26 protein-coding genes and 4 tRNA genes are annotated in these 26,023 nt (G+C 67.0%); 14 read left to right on the top strand and 16 right to left on the bottom strand.

The annotated features are described in order from the left end of the window. Nucleotides 1-112: 112 nt before the first annotated feature. From acpP to GQ57_RS21050, 7 genes are all read right to left on the bottom strand, one after another. Nucleotides 113-352 (bottom strand): acyl carrier protein, encoded by a 240-nt coding sequence (acpP, locus tag GQ57_RS21020; RefSeq protein WP_012735022.1) that lies wholly within the window; start codon nt 350-352, stop codon nt 113-115. A gap of 144 nt (nt 353-496) precedes the next feature. Beyond that, nucleotides 497-1,246 (bottom strand): 3-oxoacyl-ACP reductase FabG, encoded by a 750-nt coding sequence (fabG, locus tag GQ57_RS21025; protein ID WP_034198912.1) that lies wholly within the window; start codon nt 1,244-1,246, stop codon nt 497-499. A gap of 36 nt (nt 1,247-1,282) precedes the next feature. Beyond that, on the bottom strand, nt 1,283-2,215 hold the full coding sequence (fabD, locus tag GQ57_RS21030; RefSeq protein WP_031400018.1) for an ACP S-malonyltransferase: 933 nt from the start codon (nt 2,213-2,215) through the stop codon (nt 1,283-1,285). 83 nt (nt 2,216-2,298) lie between these two features. After that, the gene (locus tag GQ57_RS21035; RefSeq protein WP_034198913.1) at nt 2,299-3,288 is read right to left on the bottom strand and encodes a beta-ketoacyl-ACP synthase III; all 990 of its coding nucleotides are present in this window, start codon (nt 3,286-3,288) and stop codon (nt 2,299-2,301) included. Then, on the bottom strand, nt 3,289-4,395 hold the full coding sequence (gene plsX, locus GQ57_RS21040; RefSeq protein ID WP_031400016.1) for a phosphate acyltransferase PlsX: 1,107 nt from the start codon (nt 4,393-4,395) through the stop codon (nt 3,289-3,291). It lies immediately after the preceding gene. Nucleotides 4,396-4,524: 129 nt separating this feature from the next. Continuing rightward, complete coding sequence (gene rpmF / locus GQ57_RS21045; protein WP_006051932.1) at nt 4,525-4,704, bottom strand: 50S ribosomal protein L32; 180 nt, start codon at nt 4,702-4,704, stop codon at nt 4,525-4,527. A 98-nt stretch (nt 4,705-4,802) separates the two neighbouring features. Next, nucleotides 4,803-5,441: a DUF177 domain-containing protein gene (locus GQ57_RS21050; protein ID WP_031400015.1), complete on the bottom strand. Its 639-nt coding sequence runs from the start codon at nt 5,439-5,441 to the stop codon at nt 4,803-4,805. 225 nt (nt 5,442-5,666) lie between these two features. Here GQ57_RS21050 and GQ57_RS21055 point away from each other — a divergent pair, with 225 nt between their 5' ends. Next, the gene (locus GQ57_RS21055) at nt 5,667-6,299 is read left to right on the top strand and encodes a Maf-like protein (RefSeq protein ID WP_031400014.1); all 633 of its coding nucleotides are present in this window, start codon (nt 5,667-5,669) and stop codon (nt 6,297-6,299) included. Further along, nucleotides 6,296-7,018 carry an SAM-dependent methyltransferase gene (locus GQ57_RS21060; RefSeq protein WP_034198914.1) on the top strand — a complete coding sequence of 241 codons (723 nt, stop codon included), beginning with the start codon at nt 6,296-6,298 and terminating at the stop codon, nt 7,016-7,018. The genes GQ57_RS21055 and GQ57_RS21060 overlap by 4 nt, the downstream gene beginning before the upstream one ends. A gap of 51 nt (nt 7,019-7,069) precedes the next feature. Here GQ57_RS21060 and GQ57_RS21065 read toward each other — a convergent pair whose 3' ends face one another. Genes GQ57_RS21065 through GQ57_RS21080 form a run of 4 tightly spaced genes read right to left on the bottom strand, consistent with a single transcriptional unit; the run spans nt 7,070 to nt 10,139 of the window. Continuing rightward, nucleotides 7,070-8,062, bottom strand: a complete 993-nt coding sequence (locus tag GQ57_RS21065; protein WP_031400012.1) for a S49 family peptidase — start codon at nt 8,060-8,062, stop codon at nt 7,070-7,072. A 12-nt stretch (nt 8,063-8,074) separates the two neighbouring features. Continuing rightward, on the bottom strand, nt 8,075-8,473 hold the full coding sequence (locus tag GQ57_RS21070; RefSeq protein ID WP_031400011.1) for a Rieske (2Fe-2S) protein: 399 nt from the start codon (nt 8,471-8,473) through the stop codon (nt 8,075-8,077). After that, nucleotides 8,470-9,129, bottom strand: coding sequence for an HAD-IA family hydrolase (locus tag GQ57_RS21075; RefSeq protein ID WP_031400010.1), 660 nt, complete (start codon nt 9,127-9,129; stop codon nt 8,470-8,472). Before GQ57_RS21075 ends, GQ57_RS21070 begins: the two co-directional genes overlap by 4 nt. Nucleotides 9,130-9,134: 5 nt before the next feature. After that, nucleotides 9,135-10,139, bottom strand: a complete 1,005-nt coding sequence (locus tag GQ57_RS21080) for an RluA family pseudouridine synthase (protein WP_031400009.1) — start codon at nt 10,137-10,139, stop codon at nt 9,135-9,137. Nucleotides 10,140-10,863: 724 nt separating this feature from the next. On the opposite strand from GQ57_RS21080, the gene GQ57_RS21085 reads away from it, so the two are divergent. The 6 genes from GQ57_RS21085 (at nt 10,864) to GQ57_RS21110 (ending at nt 18,094) form a co-directional block, all read left to right on the top strand. Continuing rightward, entirely contained in the window at nt 10,864-14,022 is a 3,159-nt protein-coding gene (locus tag GQ57_RS21085; RefSeq protein WP_034198915.1) for an Rne/Rng family ribonuclease, read from the top strand. Between the two features lie 131 nt (nt 14,023-14,153). Further along, nucleotides 14,154-15,266, top strand: a complete 1,113-nt coding sequence (gene moaA / locus GQ57_RS21090) for a GTP 3',8-cyclase MoaA (RefSeq protein ID WP_031400007.1) — start codon at nt 14,154-14,156, stop codon at nt 15,264-15,266. Nucleotides 15,267-15,294: 28 nt separating this feature from the next. Then, nucleotides 15,295-15,912: a molybdenum cofactor guanylyltransferase MobA gene (mobA, locus tag GQ57_RS21095; RefSeq protein WP_034198916.1), complete on the top strand. Its 618-nt coding sequence runs from the start codon at nt 15,295-15,297 to the stop codon at nt 15,910-15,912. Between the two features lie 82 nt (nt 15,913-15,994). Continuing rightward, nucleotides 15,995-17,299, top strand: a complete 1,305-nt coding sequence (moeA, locus tag GQ57_RS21100; RefSeq protein WP_034198917.1) for a molybdopterin molybdotransferase MoeA — start codon at nt 15,995-15,997, stop codon at nt 17,297-17,299. A 37-nt stretch (nt 17,300-17,336) separates the two neighbouring features. Then, nucleotides 17,337-17,612 (top strand): hypothetical protein, encoded by a 276-nt coding sequence (locus tag GQ57_RS21105; protein WP_006401288.1) that lies wholly within the window; start codon nt 17,337-17,339, stop codon nt 17,610-17,612. Continuing rightward, nucleotides 17,609-18,094 carry a GNAT family N-acetyltransferase gene (locus GQ57_RS21110; RefSeq protein WP_031400004.1) on the top strand — a complete coding sequence of 162 codons (486 nt, stop codon included), beginning with the start codon at nt 17,609-17,611 and terminating at the stop codon, nt 18,092-18,094. The genes GQ57_RS21105 and GQ57_RS21110 overlap by 4 nt, the downstream gene beginning before the upstream one ends. 87 nt (nt 18,095-18,181) lie before the next feature. Here GQ57_RS21110 and rmuC read toward each other — a convergent pair whose 3' ends face one another. The 5 genes from rmuC to pncB all read right to left on the bottom strand — a co-directional run bounded on the left by rmuC (nt 18,182) and on the right by pncB (nt 24,148). Continuing rightward, entirely contained in the window at nt 18,182-19,660 is a 1,479-nt protein-coding gene (rmuC, locus tag GQ57_RS21115) for a DNA recombination protein RmuC (protein WP_034198918.1), read from the bottom strand. Next, a complete protein-coding gene (locus GQ57_RS21120) occupies nt 19,657-20,646 on the bottom strand; it encodes a 2-hydroxyacid dehydrogenase (protein ID WP_034198937.1) in 990 nt (329 codons plus the stop codon). The genes rmuC and GQ57_RS21120 overlap by 4 nt, the downstream gene beginning before the upstream one ends. An 80-nt stretch (nt 20,647-20,726) precedes the next feature. Further along, on the bottom strand, nt 20,727-22,157 hold the full coding sequence (locus GQ57_RS21125) for a sodium:proton antiporter (protein WP_034198919.1): 1,431 nt from the start codon (nt 22,155-22,157) through the stop codon (nt 20,727-20,729). A gap of 40 nt (nt 22,158-22,197) precedes the next feature. Beyond that, on the bottom strand, nt 22,198-22,860 hold the full coding sequence (locus tag GQ57_RS21130; protein ID WP_031400000.1) for a LutC/YkgG family protein: 663 nt from the start codon (nt 22,858-22,860) through the stop codon (nt 22,198-22,200). Nucleotides 22,861-22,948: 88 nt separating this feature from the next. Beyond that, a complete protein-coding gene (gene pncB / locus GQ57_RS21135) occupies nt 22,949-24,148 on the bottom strand; it encodes a nicotinate phosphoribosyltransferase (RefSeq protein ID WP_031399999.1) in 1,200 nt (399 codons plus the stop codon). Nucleotides 24,149-24,469: 321 nt separating this feature from the next. Here pncB and fdxA point away from each other — a divergent pair, with 321 nt between their 5' ends. The 6 genes from fdxA (at nt 24,470) to GQ57_RS21165 (ending at nt 26,014) form a co-directional block, all read left to right on the top strand. Further along, nucleotides 24,470-24,793 (top strand): ferredoxin FdxA, encoded by a 324-nt coding sequence (fdxA, locus tag GQ57_RS21140; RefSeq protein ID WP_011351384.1) that lies wholly within the window; start codon nt 24,470-24,472, stop codon nt 24,791-24,793. 98 nt (nt 24,794-24,891) lie between these two features. After that, a tRNA-Asn gene (locus GQ57_RS21145) sits at nt 24,892-24,967 on the top strand. 71 nt (nt 24,968-25,038) lie between these two features. Beyond that, nucleotides 25,039-25,114, top strand: a tRNA-Asn gene (locus tag GQ57_RS21150). 71 nt (nt 25,115-25,185) lie between these two features. After that, nucleotides 25,186-25,261: transfer RNA gene (locus GQ57_RS21155), tRNA-Asn, on the top strand. Between the two features lie 71 nt (nt 25,262-25,332). Next, nucleotides 25,333-25,408: transfer RNA gene (locus GQ57_RS21160), tRNA-Asn, on the top strand. Between the two features lie 120 nt (nt 25,409-25,528). Continuing rightward, the gene (locus GQ57_RS21165; RefSeq protein WP_031399998.1) at nt 25,529-26,014 is read left to right on the top strand and encodes a CreA family protein; all 486 of its coding nucleotides are present in this window, start codon (nt 25,529-25,531) and stop codon (nt 26,012-26,014) included. The last annotated feature ends 9 nt before the right edge of the window (nt 26,015-26,023 follow it).

Genomic DNA, 26,023 nt, shown 5'->3' on the forward strand with positions numbered 1-26,023 from the left:
AGGAACCAGCCCTGCGAGCCCTGTGGCTGTTAGTCCGTCCGGCGCGAAGCCGGCAGGATGACGCGTCAATCGCGAAGATCGCGGCGACGTGGCGAACAAGCGCGAAAGGCGCTTACGCCTTGACGTTTGCGCGAGCGTAGTCGATCGCTTGCTGAACGGTCGTGATCTTCTCTGCTTCTTCGTCCGGGATTTCCATGCCGAACTCGTCTTCGAGAGCCATCACCAGTTCGACCGTGTCGAGCGAGTCGGCGCCGAGGTCGTTCACGAACGAAGCTTCGTTCTTGATCTCGCCTTCAGCGACGCCCAGTTGTTCAGCGACGATCTTCTTGACACGTTGTTCGATGTTGTCCATTACCCCTCCGAGGGAAAGTTCAGATTTACAAGTGCGCGCATTTTATCAGGTTTGCTGACGCCAAAACGCGCGTTGGCTTGATGGTCGATCAAGCGCCGATCCGCCTGAAAAACGGGATACGGCGCGGATGGTAAACGAAAACCGTTACGACATGTACATGCCGCCGTTCACGTGCAGCGTCGTGCCGGTAATGTAACCGGCCTGCGGCGATGCGAGGAACGCGACGGCATGGGCGATGTCTTCCGGGCTGCCGAGGCGGCCGAGCGGAATCTGGGTCTTGAGCGCGGCCTGTTGTTCTTCCGGCAGCGTCTTCGTCATGTCGGTGTCGATGAAGCCCGGCGCCACGCAGTTCACCGTGATTCCGCGGCTGCCGATTTCCCGCGCGAGCGCGCGGGTCATGCCCGCGACGCCGGCCTTCGCGGCCGCGTAGTTGACCTGGCCGGGGTTGCCGGCCGAGCCGACCACCGACGTAATGTTGATGATACGGCCGCCGCGCGCCTTCATCATCGGGCGCAGCACCGCGCGCGACAGGCGGAATACCGACTTCAGGTTGGTGTCGATCACCGCGTCCCAGTCTTCATCCTTCATCCGCATCGCGAGCTGGTCCTGCGTGATGCCCGCGTTGTTGACGAGCACGTTCAGCGCGCCGAATTCCTTCACGGTCGCATCGATCAGCGCCTCGGCGGCGGCCGTGTCGTTGACGTTCAGCACCGCGCCGCGCCCCGTGACGCCCGCTTCCGCGAATGCCGCGGTGATCGCGTCAGCGCCCGATTCGCTCGTCGCCGTACCGATCACCGTCGCGCCCAGGCGCGCGAGTTCGAGCGCGATCGAGCGGCCGATGCCGCGCGACGCGCCGGTGACGATCGCAACCTGTTTATCGAGAGTCTTGTCCATGAATCGAGTTTCCGTCTCTTGAAAAAAGGCGCCGCGTCAGGCGGTCACCAGCTTGAGCGCTTCGTCGAGCGACGCCGGATCGAATACCGACGCGCCCGTCAGGTTGCCGTCGATGCGTTTCGTCAGGCCGGCGAGCACCTTGCCCGGACCGCATTCGATCACGTGCGTGACGCCCGTGCCGGCGATGTGCCGCACGCATTCGACCCAGCGCACGGGGCCTGCGGCCTGGCGCACCAGCGCATCCTTGATTGCGGCCGGATCGCTGACCACGGCGACGTCGATATTATTGACGACCGGAATCTGCGGCGCCTTGACGTCGACGCTCGCGAGATAGTCGCGCAACTGGTCCGACGCCGGCTTGAGCAGCGACGAATGGAACGGCGCCGACACCGGCAGCGGCAGCGCGCGCTTCGCACCCTTCGCCTTCGCGATTTCGCAGGCCTTTTCGACCGCGGCCTTGTTGCCGGCGATCACGACCTGCGCGGGCGCGTTGAAATTCACCGCTTCGACGATCCCTGCTTCCGCGGCTTCGGCGCACACCGCGCGCACCGTGTCGTCGTCGAGGCCCAGGATGGCGGCCATGCCGCCCTGGCCCACCGGGACGGCCGTCTGCATCGCCTGCGCGCGGAAGCGCACGAGCGGCACGGCATCCTTGAACGCGAGCGCGCCGGCCGCGACGAGCGCCGTGTATTCACCGAGGCTGTGCCCGGCGACGATCGACGGCGCCGGGCCGCCCGCCTGCTGCCATGCGCGGTAGCACGCATATGCGGCGGTCAGCATCACGGGCTGCGTGTTGGCGGTGAGATTCAGCTCTTCGGCCGGGCCTTCGGCGATCAGCTTGCCGAGATCCTGATTGAGTGCATCGGACGCTTCCTGGAGCGTCTCGCGCACGATGGCCAGATCGGCAAATGCATTGAGCATGCCGACCGCCTGCGAGCCCTGCCCCGGAAAAACGAATGCAAATTTCATATCGTCCCCAATTGAATCGATTCGGACGGCGCGCACGAACGGCGCGCCGGTGGGATCCGCGCGCGGCAATCGCGCGCCGCGGATCAGTAGCGGAAGACCGACGCGCCCCAGGTGAAGCCGCCGCCGACGCCTTCGATCAGCACGTGCTGACCGCGCTGGATGCGGCCGTCGCGCACCGCGGCGTCGAGCGCCAGCGGGATCGACGCGGCCGACGTGTTGCCGTGCTGGTCGACCGTCACGACCATGCGATCCTGCGGCAGGCCGAGCTTGCGGCAGGTGCTGGTCATGATGCGGATGTTGGCCTGATGCGGAATCAGCCAGTCGATCTGCTCGGGCGCGAGATTCGCCTTCGCGAGCGCCTCGATCGCGACCTTTTCAAGGACGTTGACCGCCAGCTTGAACACGGCCTGCCCGTCCATGTGCAGGAACGCGCTGCCCTCGATCACGCCGCGGTTCACGTTGCCCGGCGTGCAAAGGATGTGCGAGTAGCTGCCGTCCGCGTGCAGCGCGCTGCCGAGCACACCCGGCTCGTCCGATGCGGACAGGACCACCGCGCCCGCGCCGTCGCCGAACAGCACGCAGGTCGTGCGGTCCTTGAAGTCGAGAATGCGCGAGAACGTCTCCGCACCGACGACGAGCGCCGTGCGGTGCTGGCCGCTGCGGATGAAGCTGTCGGCCGTCGCCACCGCGTACGCGAAGCCCGAACACACGGCCTGCACGTCGAGCGCCGCGCCGCCGTTCTTGATGCCGAGCTTGCTCTGCAGCAGGCACGCGGTGCTCGGGAACACGAAATCGGGGGTCGAAGTCGCGACGATGATCAGGTCGATCGACTGCGGATCGATATCGGCCATCTCGATCGCGCGGCGCGACGCCTCGAGCGCGAGATCGCTCGTCGTGACGTCCGGCGCGGCAAAATGACGCGCATGGATGCCCGTGCGCGCCACGATCCATTCATCGCTCGTCTCGATGCCTTCCTTCGCGAGACGATCGGTCAACTGCTGGTTCGTGACGCGGTCAGGCGGCAGATAACTGCCCGTGCCGAGCACGCGGGAATAGAGAGTCGATTGGGCCATTTATGCTTTAGAGGATTGCGCAGCGGAAGGTTCGGCGTGATGGCCTGCGGCCGGGCTTGCACGGCCCGCGCCGCCCGCGTCGTGTTCGCCATCGCCGAGCGACACTGAATTATCCGCCATCGCGCGCGCGAGGCGCTCCAGCACGCCGTTTTTGACGGCATCATACCCGCGTTTGATCGCCCACTCAAACGCGTAGGCGTCGGCCGAACCATGGCTCTTGATCACGAGGCTCTTGAGCCCCAGCAGCGCCGCGCCGTTGTACTGGCGGTGGTCGACGCGCTTCTTGAAACGCATCAGCACGGGCAGCGCGAGCAGCGCCATCAGCTTCGACATCAGCGACCGGCCGAACTCCTCGCGGATGATGTCGGACAGCATCTGCGCGAGCCCCTCGGACGTCTTCAGCGCGACGTTGCCGACGAAGCCGTCGCACACGATCACGTCGACCGTGCCCTTGTAGATGTCGTTGCCTTCCACGTTGCCGCGGAAATTCAGCGTGCTGGCGCGCAGCAGTTCACCCGCGCGCTTGATCGTTTCATTGCCCTTGATCACCTCTTCGCCGATGTTCAGCAGGCCGATCGTCGGGCGCTCCTTGCCTTCGAGCGCGGCCACGAGCGCATGCCCCATCTCCGCGAACTGCAGCAGGTGCTGCGGCTCGCAGTCGACGTTCGCGCCGAGGTCCAGCATCATCGTATAACCGGTCGGGTTCGGCAGCGCGAACGCGATCGCGGGCCGCTCGATGCCGGGCAGCGTCTTGAGTACGTAACGGGAAACGGCCATCAGCGCGCCGGTATTGCCGGCGGAGATGCAGGCCTGCGCCGCGCCTTCCTTGACGTGGTTGAGTGCGACGCGCATCGAAGAATCCTTCTTCTTGCGCAGCGCCACTTCGACAGGGTCGTCCATCGCCACGACTTCGGTGGCGGGAACGACGGTCAGCGCGGGATCGTCGAGGGCTTTCAGCTTCTTCAGCTGAGCGCGGATCGCGCTTTCGATGCCGACGAGCATCAGATGCGCATCGGGATGCGCGCGGACGAACTTGACTGCCGCGGGAACGGTCACGGACGGGCCGTGGTCGCCTCCCATGCAATCGATTGTGAGCTTTACGGTCATGGAATGCGACGAATTTCAGGCACAAAAAAGCGGCAGTTGAATGCCGCCTTTTTGTTGCGCCAGGAAAGTGTCAAGCGAACCAGTTGTCACGCGAACGGCGAGCGTAGCGCGCAACGCGTGACTTGACGCTTAGTCGTTCTTCGTCTTGACGACTTTCTTGCCGCGATAGTAGCCGTTCGGGCTGACGTGGTGACGCAGATGCACTTCACCCGTGCTCGGCTCGACTGCCAGCGGCGCTGCCGTCAGGAAATCGTGCGAACGATGCATGCCGCGCTTCGACGGCGACTTCTTGTTTTGCTGGACTGCCATGACTAACTCCTAAATAATTTTCCGGATTCTAACACAGCCCGATCCGGCGCTTAACTACCCTGGCCCAAAGCCCTTACGCCTTCCCGCGCCACAACTGCTTAGTGTTTCTTGGTGCCGTCACCGCCCTTCTTCAACGCTTCCAGCGCTGCGAACGGATTCGGCCGTTTGCCTTCGTCCCCGGCTTCGTCGGATTCTTCATCCGCCTCTTCCGCGGGACCGCTCGCACCCGACACGAGGCTTTCGTGAACTGCCGGGCAAACCTCGTGCTTGGGCACGAGCGGCAACGAAAGCAGCAATTCCTCTTCGATCAAGTCGACGAGATCGAACTGGCGTGAGCCCACGATCACATCGGCTTCATCGTCGTCGAGCGGAAATTCTTCAGCCTCTTCTTCGGACGCGACGACCCGGTACGTCATGTCGATGTCGAACGCCTGGTCGTACGGGGTCATGCAGCGCTGGCACGTCAGCCATGCATGGCCGTGCACCGCAAGACGCAGATACGGCTGCTGCCCGTCGGTGCCGTCGTCCTGCAGCTCCTTCTGGGTGAACCCTTCAGCCTGCCACGTGAAGGCCGTGTCGCGATCGGGCGCGTCCGCCGGCACTTCGTTCAACATGCGCGGCAACTGCGAGAGGTGCATCGCCCCTGCTGCCTGCCGCCCGCTGCGGGCGAACTCGAACAGGTCGACCGCGCGCGGATCGAGTGGCGCCGAAGCAGGTTTGCCAGAAGAAATGTTCATGTGCGCTCCTGCCTACAGGCTGACTTGCGGATCCGGCTTGGCGCCGCTCCCGTACGGGTTACCGTACCGTACTTTACTTCCGAAGACCCGGCAGGCGCCACCACAACGGAAGCCTGCCGACGAAAAGCGGGAAAGCATACCTGTTTTACCTTTTGCGGTCAATCACTTAAGCTTGCGTCCTCGCAACGCTGCGCCACCCCTGTCGACTTACCGATCCAACCGACCATGCCGGATACCGTTTGCCGCCCGCCGCGGCTGATTCTTGCCTCCAGTTCCCGCTACCGCCGCGCGCTCCTCGAGCGCCTCGGCCTGCCCTTCGACGTCATGTCGCCCGATCTCGACGAAACCCCGCACGACGGCGAAACGCCGGCCGCGACCGCGCTGCGCCTCGCCGGCGCGAAGGCCCGCGCCGTCGCCGGCGCGATCGACGCGCCGGACGGCGTGCTCGTGATCGGGTCGGATCAGGTCGCGACCTTCGACGGGCTTCAGATCGGCAAGCCCGGCACGCACGAGCGCGCGCTCGCGCAACTCGTGTCGATGCAGGGCCGCGAAGTCGAATTCCATAGCGCGCTTTGCCTGTACGACAGCCGTACGGGCGACACGCAGATCGAGGACATCGTTACGCGCGTGCGCTTCCGTTCGCTGCCGGAGGCCGAACTCGACGCGTACCTGCGCGCGGAAACGCCGTACGACGTCGCCGGCAGCGCGAAGTCCGAAGGGCTCGGCATCGCGCTGCTCGACGCAATCGACTCGAACGACCCGACCGCGCTCGTCGGCCTGCCGCTGATTGCGCTCACGCGAATGCTGCGCGCCGTGCAATATCCGCTGTTTGCCACCACCCAAGGAGACCGCGCATGACGACCGGCACGCTCTACCTCGTTCCGAACACGCTGGGCGAAGGCGACGAATCGATGCTCGCCGCCGTGCTGCCCGCTGCCGTGCAGGCGCGCGCCGGCACACTCGGCTATTACGTCGGCGAAAACGCGAAGACGACGCGCGCCTTTCTGAAGAAGATCGGCACGACACGCCCGATCCAGGAAATCGAGATCCGCGAACTGAACGTCAATACGCCGGCCGGCGAAATCGACCGGCTGCTCGCCCCCGTGCTGACCGGCACGGACGCCGGCCTCGTCTCGGAAGCCGGGTGCCCGGCGGTCGCCGACCCGGGCGCGTTGCTGGTCCGCCGCGCGCACGAGCGCGGCGTGAAGGTCGTGCCGCTCGTCGGGCCGAGTTCGATCCTGCTGGCGCTGATGGCATCGGGCCTGAACGGCCAGAGCTTTGCGTTCAACGGGTACCTGCCGGTCGATGCGGCCGCGCGTGCGAAACGCCTGCGCGAACTCGAGCAGATGTCGCGCAAGGCCCGTCAGACGCAGATCTTCATCGAAACGCCGTATCGCAATCAGGCGATGCTCGACACGCTCGTCGCGACTTGCGCGCCGTCGACGCAAATCTGCGTCGCCGCGGACCTGACCCTCGCGACCGAGACGATCGCGAGCCGCACCGTCGCGGACTGGAAAAAGGCGCCCGCCCCGAATCTGCACAAGCGCCCCGCGATCTTCCTGCTGCTCGCCAACTGAAACAGCCGGCAGCGGCTGGCCGGCGGGTTGCCACGGCCCGCCGATTGCCGGTCAGCGCAGGCTGACCGACGCGCCGCCGGCCGTCAGCGCCTTCATCGCGGCGCCGCCGACGGCCGCGCCGAACTTGCGCGCGACACGGTTCGTCAGGCTTTCCTTCACCGTGTAGTCGACGAGATCGGGCGCCTTCAGCACGTCGCGCGCGACGGTGTCGGTCGTGCCGTAGCCGTCGGCGAGCCCGAGTTCAACGCTCTTCTCGCCGGTCCAGAACAGGCCTGAGAACATGTCGGGCGTCTCGTGCAGCCGTTTGCCGCGGCCATCCTTCACGGCCTTGATGAACTGCGCGTGCACCTGGTCGAGCAACGCCTGCGCATGCGCGTCCATCTTCGCCGTCTCCGGCGAGAACGGATCATAGAAGCCCTTGTTTTCGCCCGACGTATGCAGGCGCCGCTCGACGCCGAGCTTGCCCATCAGCCCGGTGAAACCGAAACCGTCCATCAGCACGCCGATAGACCCGACGATGCTCGCCTTGTCGACGAAGATCTTGTCGGCCGCGGCCGCGATGTAATAGCCGCCCGACGCGCACATGTCGGTCACGACGACATACAGCGGCTTGTCCGGGTGCTTCGCGCGCAGCCGCCGGATCTCGTCGTAGACCATCCCGGCCTGCACCGGGCTGCCGCCCGGGCTGTTGATCCGCAGCACGACGCCGGCCGTGCCGTCGTCGTCGAAGGCGGCGTCGAGCGCGGTGTTGATGTCGTCGGCGTTCGCATTGACGCCGGCCGCGATCTCGCCGTCGATCGTCACGAGCGCCGTATGCCGCCCGCTCGACGCAAACTTCGAATCGCTCGAGAAATCGATCAGCGCAAATGCGAACAGCACGAACACGCCGAGGAACGCAAAGCGGAAGAAGATCTTCCAGCGCCGCGCCGCACGCTGCTCCTTCACGGCCGCAAGCGCGATCCGCTCGAGCGCGGCGCGCTCCCAGTTCGGTTCACGGTTGTCGGGACGGGAGACGGAATCGGGAGAATTCGGTTGGTCGGCCATGCGGAGTCGTCGTTAATCGGTCGTAGCGGGACGCAGGTCGGCGTCGGGCACCCAGAATACCGCACGCCCGTCGGACGTGTCGCGCTCGTCGACCTCGACCGGCCGCAGCCGGCCGCCCCGGCACGGGCCGCCGACGCACTTGCCGGTATTCGGCTCGTAGATTGCACCGTGCGTCGCGCACATCAGGTAAAGGCCCGACGACTCGAAGAACTGCCCTTCGGCCCAGTCGAGCTCCATCGGCACGTGCGCGCAGCGGTTCAGGTAACCGTATGCGCGGCCGTCGTAACGCACGAAGAACACGACGGCCTGCTCGCCGCGCAGCGTCGCCTCGACCCGTACGCCGGCGCCGCCGTCGGCCAGCGCGTCCGATGCGCACACGCGCACGGCGGGCGTGGCGTTCGCCGTGCTCATGCGTGCTCCCGCAGCCACTCGCCCAGCGCGGCCACGTCCGGCGCAACGAAGCGCGGCGCCAGCGCGGCCAGCGCATCGGCCGTGTGCGCGCCGTACGCGACGCCGACGCCGGCCGCCCCGGCACTCGCGGCCATCTGCAGGTCGTGCGTCGTATCGCCGATCATCACGGTGCGCGACAGATCCTGCCCCAGTTCGCGGGTCAGTTCGTGCAGCATCGCCGGATGGGGCTTCGAGAACGTTTCGTCCGCGCAGCGCGTCGCATCGAACACGCTCGTCAGCTTCGACTGGTCGAGCACGCGGTTCAGCCCGACGCGCCCCTTCCCTGTGGCGACCGCAAGCAGGTAGCCCGTATCGCGCAACTCCGCGAGCAGTTCGCGCACGCCGGCGAACAGCTCGATGCGCTGGTCGTCGAGCAGATAGTGGTAGCGGTAGCGTTCGGCCAGCCGCGGATAGTCGGACGGATCGAGGGTCGGAGCCGTAATCTGCAGCGCATCGCGCAGGCCGAGGCCGATCACGTAGCGCGCCGATTCGTCGGAGGGTTTGGGCAGACCGAGGTCGCGACATGCCGCCTGGATGCTGTGCGCGATATGCGCAGTCGAATCCATCAGCGTGCCGTCCCAGTCGAAGACGATCAGGTCAAATTGCTGTCGGGCCATGCGGTTCAGGCGGTATCGCGCAATGCGCGGAGTTGGTCGAGAAAGCGCCGGCAGTCATCCGGCAACGGTGCGTCGAATCGCAGTGCCTCGCCCGTCAGCGGATGGGCGAGCTGCAACCGGTGCGCATGCAGGAACATCCGTTTCAGCGACGGCTGCGCGTTCGCGCGGGCCAGCGCCTTGTTCAGTGCGAAATCGCCGTACTTGGCGTCGCCGACGATCGGCAGGCCGAGATGCGCGAGGTGCACACGGATCTGATGGGTCCGACCCGTTTTGAGTTCCGCCTCGACGAGCGCGTACTCGGGCCAGCACTCGACAAGGTTGAAAACCGTGTGCGACGGCAGGCCGTCGTCCTGCACGCGCACGCGGCGCTCGCCTTCCGGGGTCGAATACTTGAACAGCGGCGCCTTCACCGCGCGGCGGCGCCCCCAGTCCGACTGCCACTCGCCGTGCACGCACGCGAAATAGCGCTTGTCCATCCGGTTCTCGCGGATCTGCTCGTGCAGGCCGACGAGCGCCGTGCGCTTCTTCGCGAGCATCAGGATCCCGGACGTCTCGCGGTCGAGCCGGTGCACGAGTTCGAGGAATTTCGCGCGCGGGCGCGCCTGGCGCATCTGCTCGATCACGCCGAACGCGACGCCGCTGCCGCCGTGCACGGCGACGCCGGCCGGCTTGTTGATGACGAGCATCGCGTCGTCCTCGAACAGCACGTCGAAATGCGCGGGCGGCACGATGGGCGCATCGGCGCGCGCGAGGTCGGCCGCGGCCACCCGGACGGGCGGTACGCGGACGATGTCGCCGAACGCGAGCCGGTACTGCGCATCGACCCGGCCCTTGTTGACGCGTACTTCGCCGCTGCGCAGGATCCGGTAAATATGGCTTTTCGGCACGCCTTTACAGACGCGCAACAGGAAGTTGTCGATCCGCTGACCGGCCGAACTTTCGTCGATCTCGAGCATCGAGACCTGGCCGCTTGCGACCGAATTCTGGGATATTTTGCCTAACTCGTTCATACTGAATATAATTTTGCCCAGCCTGACGTTGCGGGCGGCCTTATCGGCCGGCCCGGACTGACCGGGCAAGGCGCAAGCGCAAACCGTCATTTTACTTGCGCCGGGGGGCTGCTGCTCACCCCTGATCAAAGAGAAGCAGCAAGTTGCACGCACGGCGCCGCCCGTCGGCAAGGATCGCGCCCACAGGCGGATTCGGTCGGCAAGGCGCCGCGGTAACGGAAAGTTGGTTGAAAAGAATTTGATCGGCAGCCCGACGGCGCGAAGTGCGTCCGCGCAGGCTGCCGGTTGCGAAAATTACGGCGTTGCGCCCGATTTGGTCCCGCGAAGCGTGCGGGGCCTGGCGACGTCAAACCAGGGAAGTACACCCCAGGCGGGAAAGTCGGGCTGGATTCGATACTCCCCGCTGCGGCCCAAGCCGCAGCATCTGCCGCCCGTTGGCACGCGCGACGCATGACGACGCGCCCCGCGGCAGTGCCCGGCCTCAGGCTTAGCGCGCTTTGACAGCGTGCGGTGTGTGGACGCCGTGCTTTGAAGCCGTGTTCGCAGGTGCCCTATGGCCGCCGGCCCCGTCTATCGGGCCCAAGCGCCTCTTCAGGCAATTCTCCCCGCCATCCTTCCCGCTCCAGCGTGCTCGTGACAACACAACAAGGTGCGGCCTGCCGTCGTTCCCGCCCTCGCGACTGACACCCGCGAGGCGCCGCCGACAGAGCCGCCTGGAGCCGTTATGAAACGCATGCTGTTCAATGCGACGCAGCAGGAGGAGCTGCGCGTCGCCATCGTCGATGGGCAGAAGCTCATCGACATCGACATCGAGACAGCCGGGCGCGAACAGCGCAAAGGCAATATCTACAAAGGTGTCGTCACCCGCATCGAGCCGTCGCTCGAGGCGTGCTTCGTCAATTACGGCGAAGACCGCCACGGCTTCCTGCCGTTCAAGGAAGTCGCCCGCCAGTACTTCAAGGAAGGCATCGACATGCGCTCCGCGCGCATCCAGGATGCCCTGCGCGAAGGTCAGGAACTGATCGTCCAGGTCGAGAAGGAAGAACGCGGCAACAAGGGGGCCGCCCTCACCACCTTCATCTCGCTGGCCGGCCGCTACCTCGTGCTGATGCCGAACAATCCGCGCGGCGGCGGCGTGTCGCGCCGGATCGAAGGCGACGAGCGCCAGGAACTGCGCGAAACGATGGCGCAACTGCAGATTCCCGACGGGATGAGCATGATCGCCCGTACCGCCGGCATCGGCCGCAGCGCCGAGGAACTGCAGTGGGACCTGAACTACCTGCTGCAGCTGTGGCGCGCGATCGAAGCGGCGTCGCAAAGCGGCAACGCCGGCCAGCCGATGCTGATCTATCTGGAATCGAGCCTCGTGATCCGCGCGATCCGGGACTATTTCCAGCCGGATATCGGCGAAATCCTGATCGACACGACCGAGATCTACGATCAGGCACGTGCGTTCATGGACATCGTGATGCCGGACAACGTGTCGAAGGTGAAGCGCTACCACGACGACGTGCCGCTCTTCTCCCGCTTCCAGATCGAACACCAGATCGAGACCGCGTACTCGCGCACGGTGCCGCTGCCGTCGGGCGGCGCGATCGTGATCGACCACACCGAAGCGCTGGTCGCGATCGACGTGAACTCGGCGCGCGCGACCAAGGGCGCGGACATCGAGGAAACGGCGACCCGCACGAACCTCGAGGCGGCCGACGAAGTCGCCCGCCAGCTCCGTCTGCGCGACCTCGGCGGCCTGATCGTGATCGATTTCATCGACATGGAATCGGCGAAGAGCCAGCGCGAGGTCGAGCAGCGCCTGAAAGACGCGCTCAAGCATGACCGCGCGCGCGTCCAGATGGGCAAGATCTCCCGTTTCGGCCTGATGGAACTGTCGCGCCAGCGCCTGCGTCCGGCGCTGTCGGAAGGCAGCCACGTGACCTGCCCGCGCTGTAACGGCACCGGCCACATCCGCGATACCGAATCGTCCGCGCTGCAGGTCCTGCGGATCATTCAGGAAGAAGCGATGAAGGAAAACACCGCGGCGATCCACTGCCAGGTGCCGGTCGAGGTGACCGCCTTCCTGCTCAACGAAAAGCGTCAGGAAATCAACAAGATCGAGTCGCGCTTCAAGGTCGGGATCGTGCTGATCCCGAACAAGCACCTCGATACGCCGCACTACAAGCTCGAGCGCCTGCGCCACGACGACGCGCGTCTCGACGATCCGCGCGCGTCCTGGAAGATGGCCGAGGAAGCGGCTCGCGAACTCGAGTCGGAAACCGGCTACAGCAAGCGCGCAGCGGAAGTGAAGCCGAAGCAGGAAGCCGCGGTCAAGGGCATCACGCCGGAACGTCCGGCGCCGAGCGCGGCGCCGCAGCGCCCGGTCGAGCCCGTTGCCGCACCGGCCCCCGCGCCCGTCGCACCGGCAAGCGGCGGCTTCTTCGGATGGCTGAAGGGCCTGTTCGGCGCGTCGCCGGCTCCGGCGCCCGCGCCGGTTGCAGCTGCACCGGCGAAGGAGCAGGCAGCCCGCCCCGCCCGCGGCGAACGCACCGAGAAGGCCGAGCAACGCGGTGAACGCGGCGGCGATCGCAACCGCAACCGTCGCGGCGGCGCCCAGCAGGCTCAAGGCGGTCGCGACCAGGTTGCGGCAGGCCGTGGCCAGCCGCAACGCCCGGAGCGCGAAGGCAAGGAACCGCGTGAAGGCCGCGAGCCGCGCGAGGGTCGTGAGCTGCGTGAGGGTCGCGAGCCCCGCGAAGGCCGTGAGGGTCGCGAAGGTCGCGGCCAACGCGAAGGTCGCGAACCGCGCGAGCCGCGTGAAGGCCGCGAGCCGCGTGAAGGCCGTGAACCGCGTGAAAATCGCGAACCGCGCGAGAACCGTGAACCGCGCGAGCGCGTCGAGCAGCCGGAAGGCGTCGAAGCAGCCAGCCGTGGCGAGCGTCAGGAACGCGGCGAGCGGCGCGAGCGCCGCAAGCCGACCCAGCATGCGGCCACGCTCGAGACCGTCACCCGCGGCGAGAACCATCCGGAACCGGAAACCGACCAGGCCGTCGCGGAAGCGCCGCCCGGCGCGGAGCTGGCAGCCGATGCGGAAGCCAGCGCACGTGACGGCGAGGAACGTCGCCGCCGCCGCCGCGGTCGCCGCGGTGGTCGCCGCGAGCGCGAGGAAGACGGCGCAGTCGTCGACCACGCCGAGCAAGGCGCCGATGGCGAAGGCATCGTGCAAGACGTGACGCCTGCGGCACCGGCTGCTGCCGAACCGACCCATACGGCCGCACCGGCAGTCGTCGCGGCCGTGGCCGCGGCAGGCGCCGTCGCCGCCGAGGCAGCGGTCGAGCACCATGCCGAACCGGTGGCGCCGGCTGCAGTCGAGCCGCAACCGGCACCGGCCCAGGTCGAGGCAGCACCGGTCGAGCCGGCCGTTGCCGCTCACGCAGCTGAACCCGCACCGGTCGCACCGGTCGCACCGGCCGTCGAGGCGGAGGCCGGTCCGGCTCCGGTCGCCGTGTCGCCGACCGACGCGTTCGAAGTGCCGGCAGCGGTCGAAGCACCGCAGTCCGCGCCCGTCGAGCAGGCCGCGCCGGCTGTGACGGCCGAAGCCGCGCCGGCGGCTGCCGAGCCGGCACCGGTCGAAGCTGCGCCGATCGCCGCCGCACCGGTCGAGGCCATCGCGGCACCGGCCCCCGTGCAGCAGGCCGCCGCGCCCGCTTCGGCGAGCCTGGATGTCGTGCTGGAGCAGGCCGGTCTCGTGTGGGTGAACACGGATGCAGGCAAGTTCGCCGCCGCGCAGGAAGCCGCGTCGCAGATCCCGCGTCCGGCCCGCGTGCCGCGTGAACGCAAGGCGCTGCCGCCGGTCGATACGGCCCCGATGCAGCAGGTCGAGACGCACCACTAACCGGCGCGTCGCCCGACCAGGAAAAGCCCGCCTCCGGCGGGCTTTTTCACGTCCGCGCTGCGGGTTTCCGCCCACCGGACCAGCCGGCCGCATGCGGCTAAAATGGAGGTCTGGTTCGTACTTCTTTCAACATGTCCCGACGCATCATTCCTCTCGCCGACGTCAGCGGGATGCCGGATGTCTCCGGCGTCGCGCACGCCCCGGACGGCACGCTGGCCGACACGTTCGCCAGGCCGCTGCGCGATCTGCGCATTTCGGTGACGGATCGCTGCAACTTTCGCTGCGTGTACTGCATGCCGCGCGCGGTCTTCGACAAGGACTACCCGTTCCTGCCGCACAGCGCTTTGCTCACGCACGAGGAAATCGAACGCGTGGCGCGACTTTTTGTCGCACATGGCGTCGAGAAGATCCGCATCACGGGCGGCGAACCGCTGCTGCGCAAGAATCTCGAATTCCTGATCGAACGCCTCGCGCGCCTGACCACGCATGACGGCCGCCCGCTCGACCTGACGCTGACGACCAACGGCTCGCTGCTCGCGCGCAAGGCGCGCGCGCTGAAGGACGCCGGACTCGCGCGCGTGACGGTCAGCCTCGACGCGCTCGACGATACGCTGTTCAAGCGCATGAACGACGCAGAGTTCGCGAGCGCCGACGTGCTCGACGGCATCTTCGCCGCGCAGGCTGCCGGCCTCGCGCCGGTCAAGGTCAACATGGTCGTGAAGCGCGGCACCAACGACGGCGAGATCCTGCCGATGGCCGAGCGTTTCCGCGGCACCGGCGTGATCCTGCGTTTCATCGAATACATGGACGTCGGCACGTCGAACGGCTGGAACATGACCGAGGTGCTGCCGTCGGCGGACGTCATCGCCCGGATCGCCGAACATTTCCCGCTCGTCCCGCTCGAACCGCACACGGCGGCCGAAACCGCGCAACGCTGGGGCTATGCGGACGGCAGCGGCGAGATCGGCGTGATTTCGAGCGTCACCCAGGCCTTCTGCGGCGACTGCACGCGCGCGCGGCTGTCGACCGAAGGCAAGCTGTACCTGTGCCTGTTCGCGTCGACGGGCCACGATCTGCGCGCGCTCGTGCGCGGCGGCGCGAGCGACGCCGAGATCGCCACCGCGATCGCCCGCATCTGGCAGGCCCGTACCGACCGCTATTCGCAGCTGCGCGGCCGCGCGCCGGCCGACGCCGCGCCCGACAGCGCCGCCAGGCGCGTCGAAATGTCATATATCGGCGGCTGAAACCAGCCGCACGCACCACTGCCGCACGATGCCCGCCTCCTCCTCTCCTTCAATCGCCGGCCTGCTGCTCGCAGGCGGGCGCGCCACACGCATGGACGGCGTCGACAAGGGCCTGCAGCTGCTCGACGGCACGCCGCTGGCGCTGCACGTACTGCGTCGGCTCTCGCCGCAGGTCGACGAGACGCTGATCAGCGCGAACCGTCATGCCGATCGCTATGCCGAGCTCGGCGCACCGTTCGATGCGCGCATCGTCGCGGACGAAACGCCCGACTTCCCCGGCCCGCTCGCGGGCCTGCTCGCCGGCATGCGGGCGGCGCGCGCACCGCTCATCGTCTGTTCGCCGTGCGACACGCCCTATCTGCCGGCCGACCTCGTCGCGCGCCTGCATGCGGCGCTCGACACCCACAGCGCCGACATCGCGATGGCCGTGACCGTCGACACGCAGCAGGCACGCTCGCCGCAGCCGACGTTCGCGCTGCTGCATACATCGCTGGCCGAGGATCTCGCGGCCCGGCTCGCAGCCGGCGACCGCAAGGTGCGTGCGTGGTACGCACGCCACAAGACGGTCGAAGTCGAGTTTCGCGACGAGCGTGCGTTTTACAATGCCAACTCGTGGCAGGAACTCGCCGCGCTGGCGCGTCGCTGACTGCGCGCTTGCCATTCCCGCCCGGCCCCCTCCTCGCGCCACCGGCCACGAACCCGTTACGCCTTGCGGCGCAGTCCGACTGATGATCACGCAATCCTCGCCCGCCTCCCGAACCGCACCCGATTCCGATGCCCCGCTGTCGCTCGCCGACGCGCAGGCGCTCGCGTGCCGCTTCGCGGTGCCGGTCGATGCGAGCGAGACGGTGACGCTGCACGACGCGCTCGACCGCGTGCTCGCAGCCGACGTGAACGCGCCGTTCGACATTCCCGCGTATGACAACTCGGCAATGGACGGCTACGCGTTCGACGGCGCCGCCAGTGCGCACGCGTCGCCGCAGCAGGAGGACGTCGCAATGTCGGTTGCCGGCACCGCGTTCGCCGGGCATCCGTTCGACGGCAGCGTGGCAGCCGGTTCGTGCGTGCGCATCATGACCGGCGCGCCGATGCCCGCCGGCTGCGACACGGTGATTCCACAGGAGCACGTGCGCGTCGACGGCGACACGATCCGCTTCGCCGCGCACGCGATCGCGCGCGGTGCGAACTGCCGCAAGGCCGGCGAGGATCTCGCGCGCGGCGCCTGCGCGCTCGCCGCGGGTCGCATCCTGCGGCCGTCCGATCTCGGCCTGCTCGCGTCGCTGGGTTTCCCCAGCGTCACGGTGCGCCGGCGCGTGCGCGTCGCCGTGTTCTCCACCGGCGACGAACTGCGCGAGCCCGGCGAGCCGCTCGGCCACGGCGCCCTGTACGACAGCAATCGCGGAATGCTGATCGCGATGCTCGAACGGCTGCATGTCGACGCGCTCGATCTCGGGATCGTTCGCGACGATCCCGCCGCGCTCGAGGGCGCATTGCGCGACGCCATCGCCGCGCAGGCCGACGCGGTGATCACGTCGGGCGGTGTATCGGTCGGCGAAGCCGACTTCACGCGCGACGTCATGGCACGGCTCGGCGACGTGACGTTCGCGAGCCTCGCGCTGCGGCCCGGCCGGCCGCTCGCCTGCGGCACGCTCGTGCGCACGGCAAGCAGCGGCGCCGGTCACGCGCTGTTCTTCGGGCTGCCCGGCAATCCGGTCGCCTCCGCCGTGACGTTCCATGCGATCGTGCGCCCCGCGCTGCTGACGCTGGCCGGCGCGCGCGCGCAGCCACCGGCGATGTATGCGGCACTCAGCACGCACGCGCTGAAGACGCGGCCCGGCCGCACCGAATACCTGCGCGGCATCGCGACACGCGCCGCCGACGGCCTCTGGCACGTCACGCCGGCCGGCTCGCAAAGCTCCGCATCGCTGAGCGGCCTCGCGGCCGCCAACTGTTTCATCGTCCTGGGCCACGACACCGCGGCAGTCGACGCGGGCGCCCCGGTCGACATCCTGCCGTTCGACGGCCTGATCTGAATTCCAATCGGTATATCTCTACGGGGGCAATCCGCACATGAAGAAACAAATTTCGTCGATCGCCGCGGGTCAGACCGCAAAAGCGCTGATCCTGGTCTACCTGACGTTCAGCGTGCCGATCGTGCTGCTCGGCATTCTGGTCGCGTACGTCCGCTACGGGATGGTCGAACTGAGCACGATCCTGAGCGCGCTGCTGCTGAACGCCATCCTCGGTTTCGTGCTGCTGTGGATCGCGTGCCATGCGTACAACTGGGTCGCATCGCGTTTCGGCGGCATCGAAATCGTGCTGTCCGATCCGCCGGAGGAAGCGTGAGCGGCACGCCGCGAATCCGCGCGGCCGAAGCGCGCGACGTCGGCGCGATCCTCGCGCTGATGCGCGAACTGGCCGAGTTCGAAAAGCTCACGCACCTGTTCGTCGCGACCGAGGCCGATCTCGCCGACGCGCTGTTCGGCGAGCGGCCCGCCGCCGAAGCCCGGGTGGCCGAGCACGACGGGGAGATCGTCGCGTATGCGCTGTTCTTCCACAACTATTCGACGTTCCTCGGCCGTCGCGGCCTCTATCTCGAGGATTTGTACGTGCGGCCGTCGCAGCGCGGGACGGGGCTCGGCACCGCTATGCTGCGGCACCTCGCGGCGCTGGCCGTCGAGCGCCGTTGCGGGCGCTTCGAATGGTCGGTCCTCGACTGGAACCAGCCGGCGATCGATTTCTACGAAAAGATGGGCGCGACCGTACTGCCCGACTGGCGCATCGTACGCCTGACGGGGGACGCGCTGGACACGCTCGCCGGACATTGAGCGCGGGCCGGCCCTGCCGGCGATCGCGTCGAACGACAACGGGCGCTGCGGCGCCCGTTGTCGTTTCAGCCGGGACGGCGACTTGCGTCAGGCATCGTCCGCATCGGCGCCGTCGGCCCCTTCCGCGCCGAGCAACCCGGCCGCCGTGTCGCCCGGCAGCGCCTCGACCTGCTTCAGCTTGCGGTTCATCACGCGCGTGCGCTGCTCGGCGGCCTCGATCGAACGCGTGACCGTCTCGAGCTGCGACTTCGTGCGCGCGAGCACATCGCCGAACTTGCCGAACTCCGTCTTGACCGCACCGAGCACCTGCCACACCTCGCTCGAGCGCTGCTCGATCGCGAGCGTGCGGAAGCCCATCTGCAGGCTGTTCAGCAACGCGGTGAGCGTCGTCGGCCCGGCGACCGTCACGCGATAGTCGCGCTGCAGCAAGTCGGTCAGGCCCGGGCGGCGCAGGATCTCCGCGTAGAGCCCTTCGGTCGGCAGGAACAGCAGCGCGAAATCCGTCGTGTGCGGCGGCGCGACGTATTTCTCGGCGATCGTGCGCGCCTCGAGCCGCACACGCGCCTCCAGCGCACGGGCCGCCTCCTCGACCGCCGCCGCGTCGGCGCGCTCCTGTGCGTCGATCAGCCGCTCGTAGTCTTCGCGCGGGAATTTCGCGTCGATCGGCAGCCACACGGGCGGCGCATCGCGCGTGCCCGCTTCGCGCCCCGGCAGCCGGATCGCAAACTCGACGCGCTCGCTACTCTTGGGCACCGTCGCGACGTTCTTCGCGTACTGCTCGGGCGTCAGCATCTGTTCGAGCAGCGCCTCGAGCTGCACTTCGCCCCAGGTGCCGCGCGTCTTCACGTTGGTCAGCACCTTCTTCAGGTCGCCGACGCCCGCCGCGAGCGTCTGCATCTCGCCGAGCCCGCGATGAACCTGTTCGAGCCGGTCCGATACGAGCTTGAACGATTCGCCGAGCCGTTGTTCGAGCGTCGCGTGCAGTTTCTCGTCGACGGTGCGGCGCATCTCCTCGAGCTTCGCCGCGTTGTTGGTCTCGATTTCCTTCAAGCGCTGTTCGAGCGTGGCGCGCACCTCGCCGATCCGGCGGTCGTTCGCCTCGGTCAGTTGCGTGAGCTGCCGGTTCAACGTATCGCCGAACAGCCTGAGCGCGCCCGTCTGCTCCTCGCGCGCCTGCTGCGCGTGGCGCTGCACGCTCTCGCGCATCGCGTCGAACTGCTGCGCATTGCCGGCGACGAGCTTGCCGAGCTGCTGCGCGAACCCTTCTATCTGGTTGTTCTGCACGGTCGCCACGCTCGTCAGCTGTGCGGCGAGCGTCTGCTGAAGCTGGGCGAAGCTGCCGGCCAGCTCGGTGCGCGAGCCGCGCGCGTTCTCGACGATCTCGCCGCGCAATTCGCGCTCGAGACGCTCGACGGCACGCGCCTGCGCATGCGCGGCGTCTTCGATCTGGTCCCCGAGCACGGCCGCATCGTCGTGGCGGCCACCGCCGCGCACGAGCGCGACGATCGCCACCGCGAGCGCGACGGCCAGCACGACGACCGCCGCAAGCAACAACGTCATCGTCATGCGCGCGGCTTCCCGATCACGTCAGGGTTGATCGGATTCGGCGGCTGCCCCGCGCGCGGCCCCTCGCCCAGTGCGGCGATCAGGTTGTCGGCAGCAAGGTTCGCCATCGCACGGCGCGTCTTCTCGGTCGCGCTCGCGATATGCGGCGTCAGCACCACGTTCGGCACCTCGAGCAGCGCCGGATGAACCGTCGGCTCGCCTTCATATACGTCGAGGCCGGCCGCGGCGATGGTTCCGTCACGCAGCGCGACGGCCAGCGCCGCGTCGTCGACGATCCCGCCGCGCGCGATGTTGGTCAGCGTCGCGGTGGGCTTCATCTTCGCGAGCTCGGCCGCACCGATCGTGTGATGGTTCTCCTTCGTATACGGCAGCACGAGCACGACGTGATCGGCGCGTGCGAGCAGCGCATCCTTCGACAGGTACTCGGCGTTCAGGTCGGCCTCGATCCCGGGCGCGACCCGCGAGCGGTTGTGATAGACCACCTGCATCCCGAAGCCGCGCGCGCGTCGCGCGAGCGCCTGGCCGATGCGGCCCATCCCGATGATGCCGAGCGTCGAACCGTAAATGTCGGTGCCGAGGAAACCGTCGTACGCCCACTTCTGCCAGTGGCCGGCGCGCAACCAGTGCTCGGATTCGGCGATCCGGCGTGCGGCGGCCATCATCAGCGCCCAGCCGAAATCGGCGGTCGACTCGTTCAGCACGTCGGGCGTGTTGGTGCCGAGCACGTGCGCCGCGTTGAACGCGGCCATGTCGAAGTTGTTGTAGCCGACCGCCATGTTCGCCACGACGCGCAGGCGCGGCGCCGCCGCGAGCGTCGCCGCGCCGACCGGGTCGCCGGCCGTCAGTGCGCCGTCCTTGTCGGCCAGACGCGCGGCGAGCGCGTCGGGCGCAAGCGCGTCGCCGTCGTTCCAGTCGACTTCGAAATACTGCTTGAGCCGCTCGATCACGTCCGGAAAGATCGGACGTGCGACCAGGATCTTCTGCATCGCCATCTCCGCATGCCGCGGACGGCTCGCGACGCGCCGTGCGTCGCCGGGACCGCCCGCTCGAGGTTGAAATCGTCCGCTTACGCCGTGAAGAACAGCCACGACGTCAGCAGGAATACCGGTATCAGCACGACGAGCGCCCAGCCGAGGTACGCGAAGAAGCTCGGCATCTTCACGCCGCGCGACTCGGCGATCGCCTTCACCATGAAGTTCGGCGCGTTGCCGATATAGCTGTTCGCGCCCATGAACACCGCGCCCGCGGAAATCGCGGCGAGTGTCGACGCGCCGGCCGTCATCAGCGTCTGCGCATCGCCGCCCGCGAGATTGAAGAACACCAGATAGGTCGGCGCATTGTCGAGGAACGACGACAGGATGCCCGTCGCCCAGAAGTACATCGCATCGATCGGCTTGCCGTCCGGCCCCGTGACGAGATGGACGATCTGCGCGAACGCACCGTCCGCCCCCGCGCGCAGGATCACGATCACCGGCGCGATGGTCACGAAGATCCCCGCGAACAGCTTCGCGACCTCCTCGATCGGCGCCCAGTTGAACGCGTTGCCTTCACGCGCGGAGCGCGGCGTCAGCGCAAGCGACGCGAACGTCACCCCAACGAGCGCGACGTCGCGCACGAGGTTCTGCAGCGCGACGTGCGTGCCCCATACGTCGAACGTGATGCCCGGCTTCCAGATCCCGCTCATCAGCACGAGTGCGACCACGACCGCGAGCAGCACGAAGTTGACCTTGCCGTCGATCGACAGTGCCGCACCGTCGGGCGTCGGGTCGAGCGCGGCCGGCCGCTCCTCGCCGCCCTTGCGATAGAAATACGTGTCGAGCACGAAGAACAGCGTCAGCAGCACCGCGCAGATGAACAGCATCGGCAACGCGAGATGCGTCGTCGTCCAGAAGAAGCTCACGCCGTTCAGGAAGCCGAGGAACAGCGGCGGATCGCCGAGCGGCGACAGCGAGCCGCCCGCGTTCGCGACGAGGAAGATGAAGAAGATCACGACATGCACGACATGCTTGCGGTTGTCGTTGGCGCGCAGCAACGGCCGGATCAGCAGCATCGCGGCACCCGTCGTACCCATCACGCTCGCGAGCAGCGTGCCGAGCGCGAGGATCGCGGTGTTCAGCTTCGGCGACCCGTGCAGGTTGCCGTTCACGCAGATGCCGCCCGCGACCGTATAGAGCGCGGTAAGCAGCACGATGAACGGAATGTATTCCTCCAGCAGCGCGTGCACGAGCGTACCGAACGCGGTACCCGCGCCGAACGCGAACGCGAACGGAATCAGGAACGCGACGGCCCACCCGGCGGCGATCTTGCCGAAATGGTGATGCCAGAACACGGGGGCGACGAGCGGGAACAGCGCGATGGACAGCAGGATCCCGGCGAACGGGACGCCCCAGAGCGCGGACAGCGTGGCACCGTCGAGCGTTGCGGCCGATGCGAGCGCGGGAACGGCGCCAAGCGCGATTCCCGACGCCATGCCCGCCCAGGCGGCATGTCGTTTCATGCAGAACTTCCTTGTTCGAGTGGTGGATGCGGCGGGCGCGTCATGCGCCCCGTACGACGATCGCGTGAACGCGGTACGGGCCGTGCGCGCCCAGTACGATGGTCTGCTCGATGTCGCCCGTGCGCGACGGGCCCGACACGAAATTGACCGCGCGCGGCAATTCGCCGCGCTCGGCGCGGATCAGTGCAAACGCGTCTTCATGACCGGCGACGATCCGCGACGCCGGCACGATCGCGACGTGCGTTTCCGGCAACAGGCCGGCAGACGCATAGGTGTCGGGGCCGGACAGCAGCACCAGCGAACCGGTTTCGGCGGTCGCGCAAAAACAGCCCGTGAGACCGACCAGGTCGCCATCCCGCGGCTTGCGGCATTCGACCGACAGGCCGGCGCCCGCCCAGTCGAAATCGGCCAGCGTGCGCCATGCAACGGCCTGCATCGGCAAGCCATGGGCAGAAAGGTAGCGGGCCGCGGCGGCCGGGACATCGGCAAGCGTCGCGACTTCGTCGACCGTGGTCGACAGGCGCGCCGCCTCGTCGACGAATGCTGCGACGAGATCGGCCGGCGCCGGCGGACGCGGGCCCTGCGGATGACGGGCGAGATAGTCGGCGACGCCGTCGCGCTCCGCCGCATCGGGTTCGGCCGCGCGCCCCTGCGCCGCACGAATGCGCGCGAGGATCTGGCGACGGGCAGCGGAAGTGTCCATGAACGGTCCTCGTGACGTTGGCGGGGGATACCGTCGGATTATACCGGCCACCCCCGCCGCGCCGCAGCTTCGGCCGTTCGGCCAGGACTTACTTCGACGCGTCTTCCTCGACCGGCTGCGCGATGCCGAACACCTGACGCAGGTATGCGAGATAAGCCTTGTCGTCGCACATGCTCTTGCCAGGAGAATCCGACAGCTTCGCGACCGGCTGGCCGTTGCAGCGAACCATCTTGATCACGATCTGCAGCGGCACGTAACCGAGATCGTTGGTGAGGTTCGTGCCGACGCCGAACGCGAGCTTGCAGCGGCCGCGGAACCGTTCGTACAGCTGCATGACCTTCGGGATGTCGAGTGCGTCCGAGAACACCAGCACCTTGGTGCGCGGGTCGCAACGGTTCGACTCGTAATGGCGCACCATGCGCTCGCCCCAGTCGAACGGATCGCCCGAATCGTGGCGCGCGCCGTCGAACAGCTTGCAGAAGTACATGTCGAAGTCGTTCAGGAATGCATCCATTCCGTAGACGTCCGACAGCGCGATTCCGAGGTCGCCGCGGTATTCCTTCGCCCACATCTCGAAACCGTAGACCTGCGAATCGCGCAGCCGCGGGCCGAGCGCCTGGCACGCCTGCAGGTACTCGTGCGCCATCGTGCCGAGCGGCGTGATGCCGTGCCTCATCGCATACAGCACGTTGCTGGTGCCCGCGAACTGCGGGCCCAGGCCGTCGCGCAGCGTGAGCGCGACCTCCTCGTGCCAGACCTTCGAGAAGCGCCGGCGCGTGCCGTAGTCGGCGATCTTGCAGTCGGCGAACTCGGGCTTCGCGCCGAGCAGCTTGATCTTGTCGCGCAGCCGCTCGCGGCCCTCGCGATAGTCGGGCTCGCGCTGCGTGTTGCGGAAATAGACTTCGTTGACGATCGCGAGCACCGGAATCTCGAACAGGATCGTGTGCAGCCACGGCCCCGCGATCTCGATGTCGATCTCGCCGTTGCCCTTCGGCGACGGCGTGATCGAGATGTACTTCTCGTTCAGGTGGAACAGCGCGAGGAAATCGACGAAGTCGCTCTTGATGAAGCGCATCCGCCGCAGGTAATCGAGTTCGACGTCGGTGAAACGCAGCGCGCACAGGCCGCGAACCTCGTCGCGAATCTCGTCGATGTACGGCACGAGATCGACGCCGGGCGTACGGCACCTGAAACGGTATTCCACGCTTGCCGCGGGAAAGTGATGCAGGACGACCTGCATCATCGTGAACTTGTAGAGATCCGTGTCGAGCAGCGAGGTGATGATCATGATTACGGCACCGCCAATATCGAGACAGGGCCCCGGCGCACCGCGCGCCGCCCGGTCTGCCGGCCATGTTACCCGAATGCGGGCCCGACCATCGCGAAACCGCCGCTTGCCCTGCCCCATACGCTCCGCCGCGCCCGCGCACGGCACGCCCGTCTTGCCGGCGCGCACTGTCAGCGGCCGGCCCGAAGCGCCCCCATAAACTAATCACGAAACGATATAAGCCGGATAGCCGACCGCGCCATGCGGGTTTTGCGCTTCAGTTACAATGCCGGTTTTGGCGCATACGCCACCCCATATATACCGCCAAGCAGGAGCGTTTTAATGACTCACGTTGTGACCGAAGGCTGCATCAAGTGCAAATACACGGATTGCGTGGATGTGTGCCCGGTGGATTGCTTCCGTGAAGGTCCCAACTTTCTCGCCATCGATCCGGACGAGTGCATCGACTGCGCCGTGTGCGTCGCCGAATGCCCGACCAATGCGATCTATGCCGAAGAAGACGTTCCGGGCGACCAGCAGCAATTCACCGCGCTGAACGCCGAGCTGGCGAAGGACTGGCCGTCGATCACGAAGACCAAGCCGGCACCGGCCGACGCGGACGAGTGGAAGGACGTGCAGGACAAACTGCACCTGCTCGAACGCTGATCGCGCGGCGGCTGCAAAAAAATTTGTGCGCCGCAGCCCAAAGGTGTTGACAGCTTAGCCAGCACCCCATACAATCTCGTTTCTCTGCTGTTGTTTGTTCCCCGATAGCTCAGTCGGTAGAGCGCCGGACTGTTAATCCGTAGGTCCCTGGTTCGAGCCCAGGTCGGGGAGCCAAAAACGCAAAGGCCCGTTGAAAGTGGACGGGCTTTTTGCTGGTACGCAAACACGCAGATATACCGATTTATTCCCCGATAGCTCAGTCGGTAGAGCGCCGGACTGTTAATCCGTAGGTCCCTGGTTCGAGCCCAGGTCGGGGAGCCAAAAACGCAAAGGCCCGTTGAAAGTGGACGGGCTTTTTGCTGGTACGCAAACACGCAGATATACCGATTTATTCCCCGATAGCTCAGTCGGTAGAGCGCCGGACTGTTAATCCGTAGGTCCCTGGTTCGAGCCCAGGTCGGGGAGCCAAAAACGCAAAGGCCCGTTGAAAGTGGACGGGCTTTTTGCTGGTACGCAAACACGCAGATATACCGATTTATTCCCCGATAGCTCAGTCGGTAGAGCGCCGGACTGTTAATCCGTAGGTCCCTGGTTCGAGCCCAGGTCGGGGAGCCAGACAGCGAAAGGCCCGTCATTCGACGGGCCTTTTGTTTTTCCGGCCCGCCTCGCGCGTTTTCGTGGCACGGGCATGCGCATGCTAGAGTCTCTGTCCCGCATTCGCATCCGGTCACGTCGATGAAGCACCGCCTCCTCCGCTCCGCCCCGCTCGCCCTGCTCCTCTCCGCGCTTGCCGCGGCACCGCTTGCCCATGCGGAGGAAGTCGGCAGCGTCAACACCCATTTCCGCGTCACGGGCTCCGATCGCGTGGTCGTCGAGGCGTATGACGATCCGGTCGTCAACGGCGTGACCTGCTACGTATCACGCGCCCGCACGGGCGGGATCAAGGGCACGCTCGGCGTCGCCGAGGATCCGAGCGAGGCGTCGATCGCCTGCCGGCAGGTCGGCCCGATCAGCTTCAAGGAGCCGCTCAAGCAGCAAACCGACGTGTTCAGCGAGCGCATGTCGTTCATCTTCAAGACCTTGCACGTCGTGCGCGTGGTCGACGCGAAGCGCAACACGATCGTCTACCTGACCTACAGCGACCGCATCGTCAGCGGCAGCCCGAAGAACGCCGTCACCGCGGTGCCGATGCCGGCCGGCACGACGATTCCGGTCAAGTAAAGCCCGCGC

Source organism: Burkholderia sp. MSh2 (assembly GCF_000731655.1).
GTDB classification, from domain to species: domain Bacteria; phylum Pseudomonadota; class Gammaproteobacteria; order Burkholderiales; family Burkholderiaceae; genus Burkholderia; species Burkholderia paludis.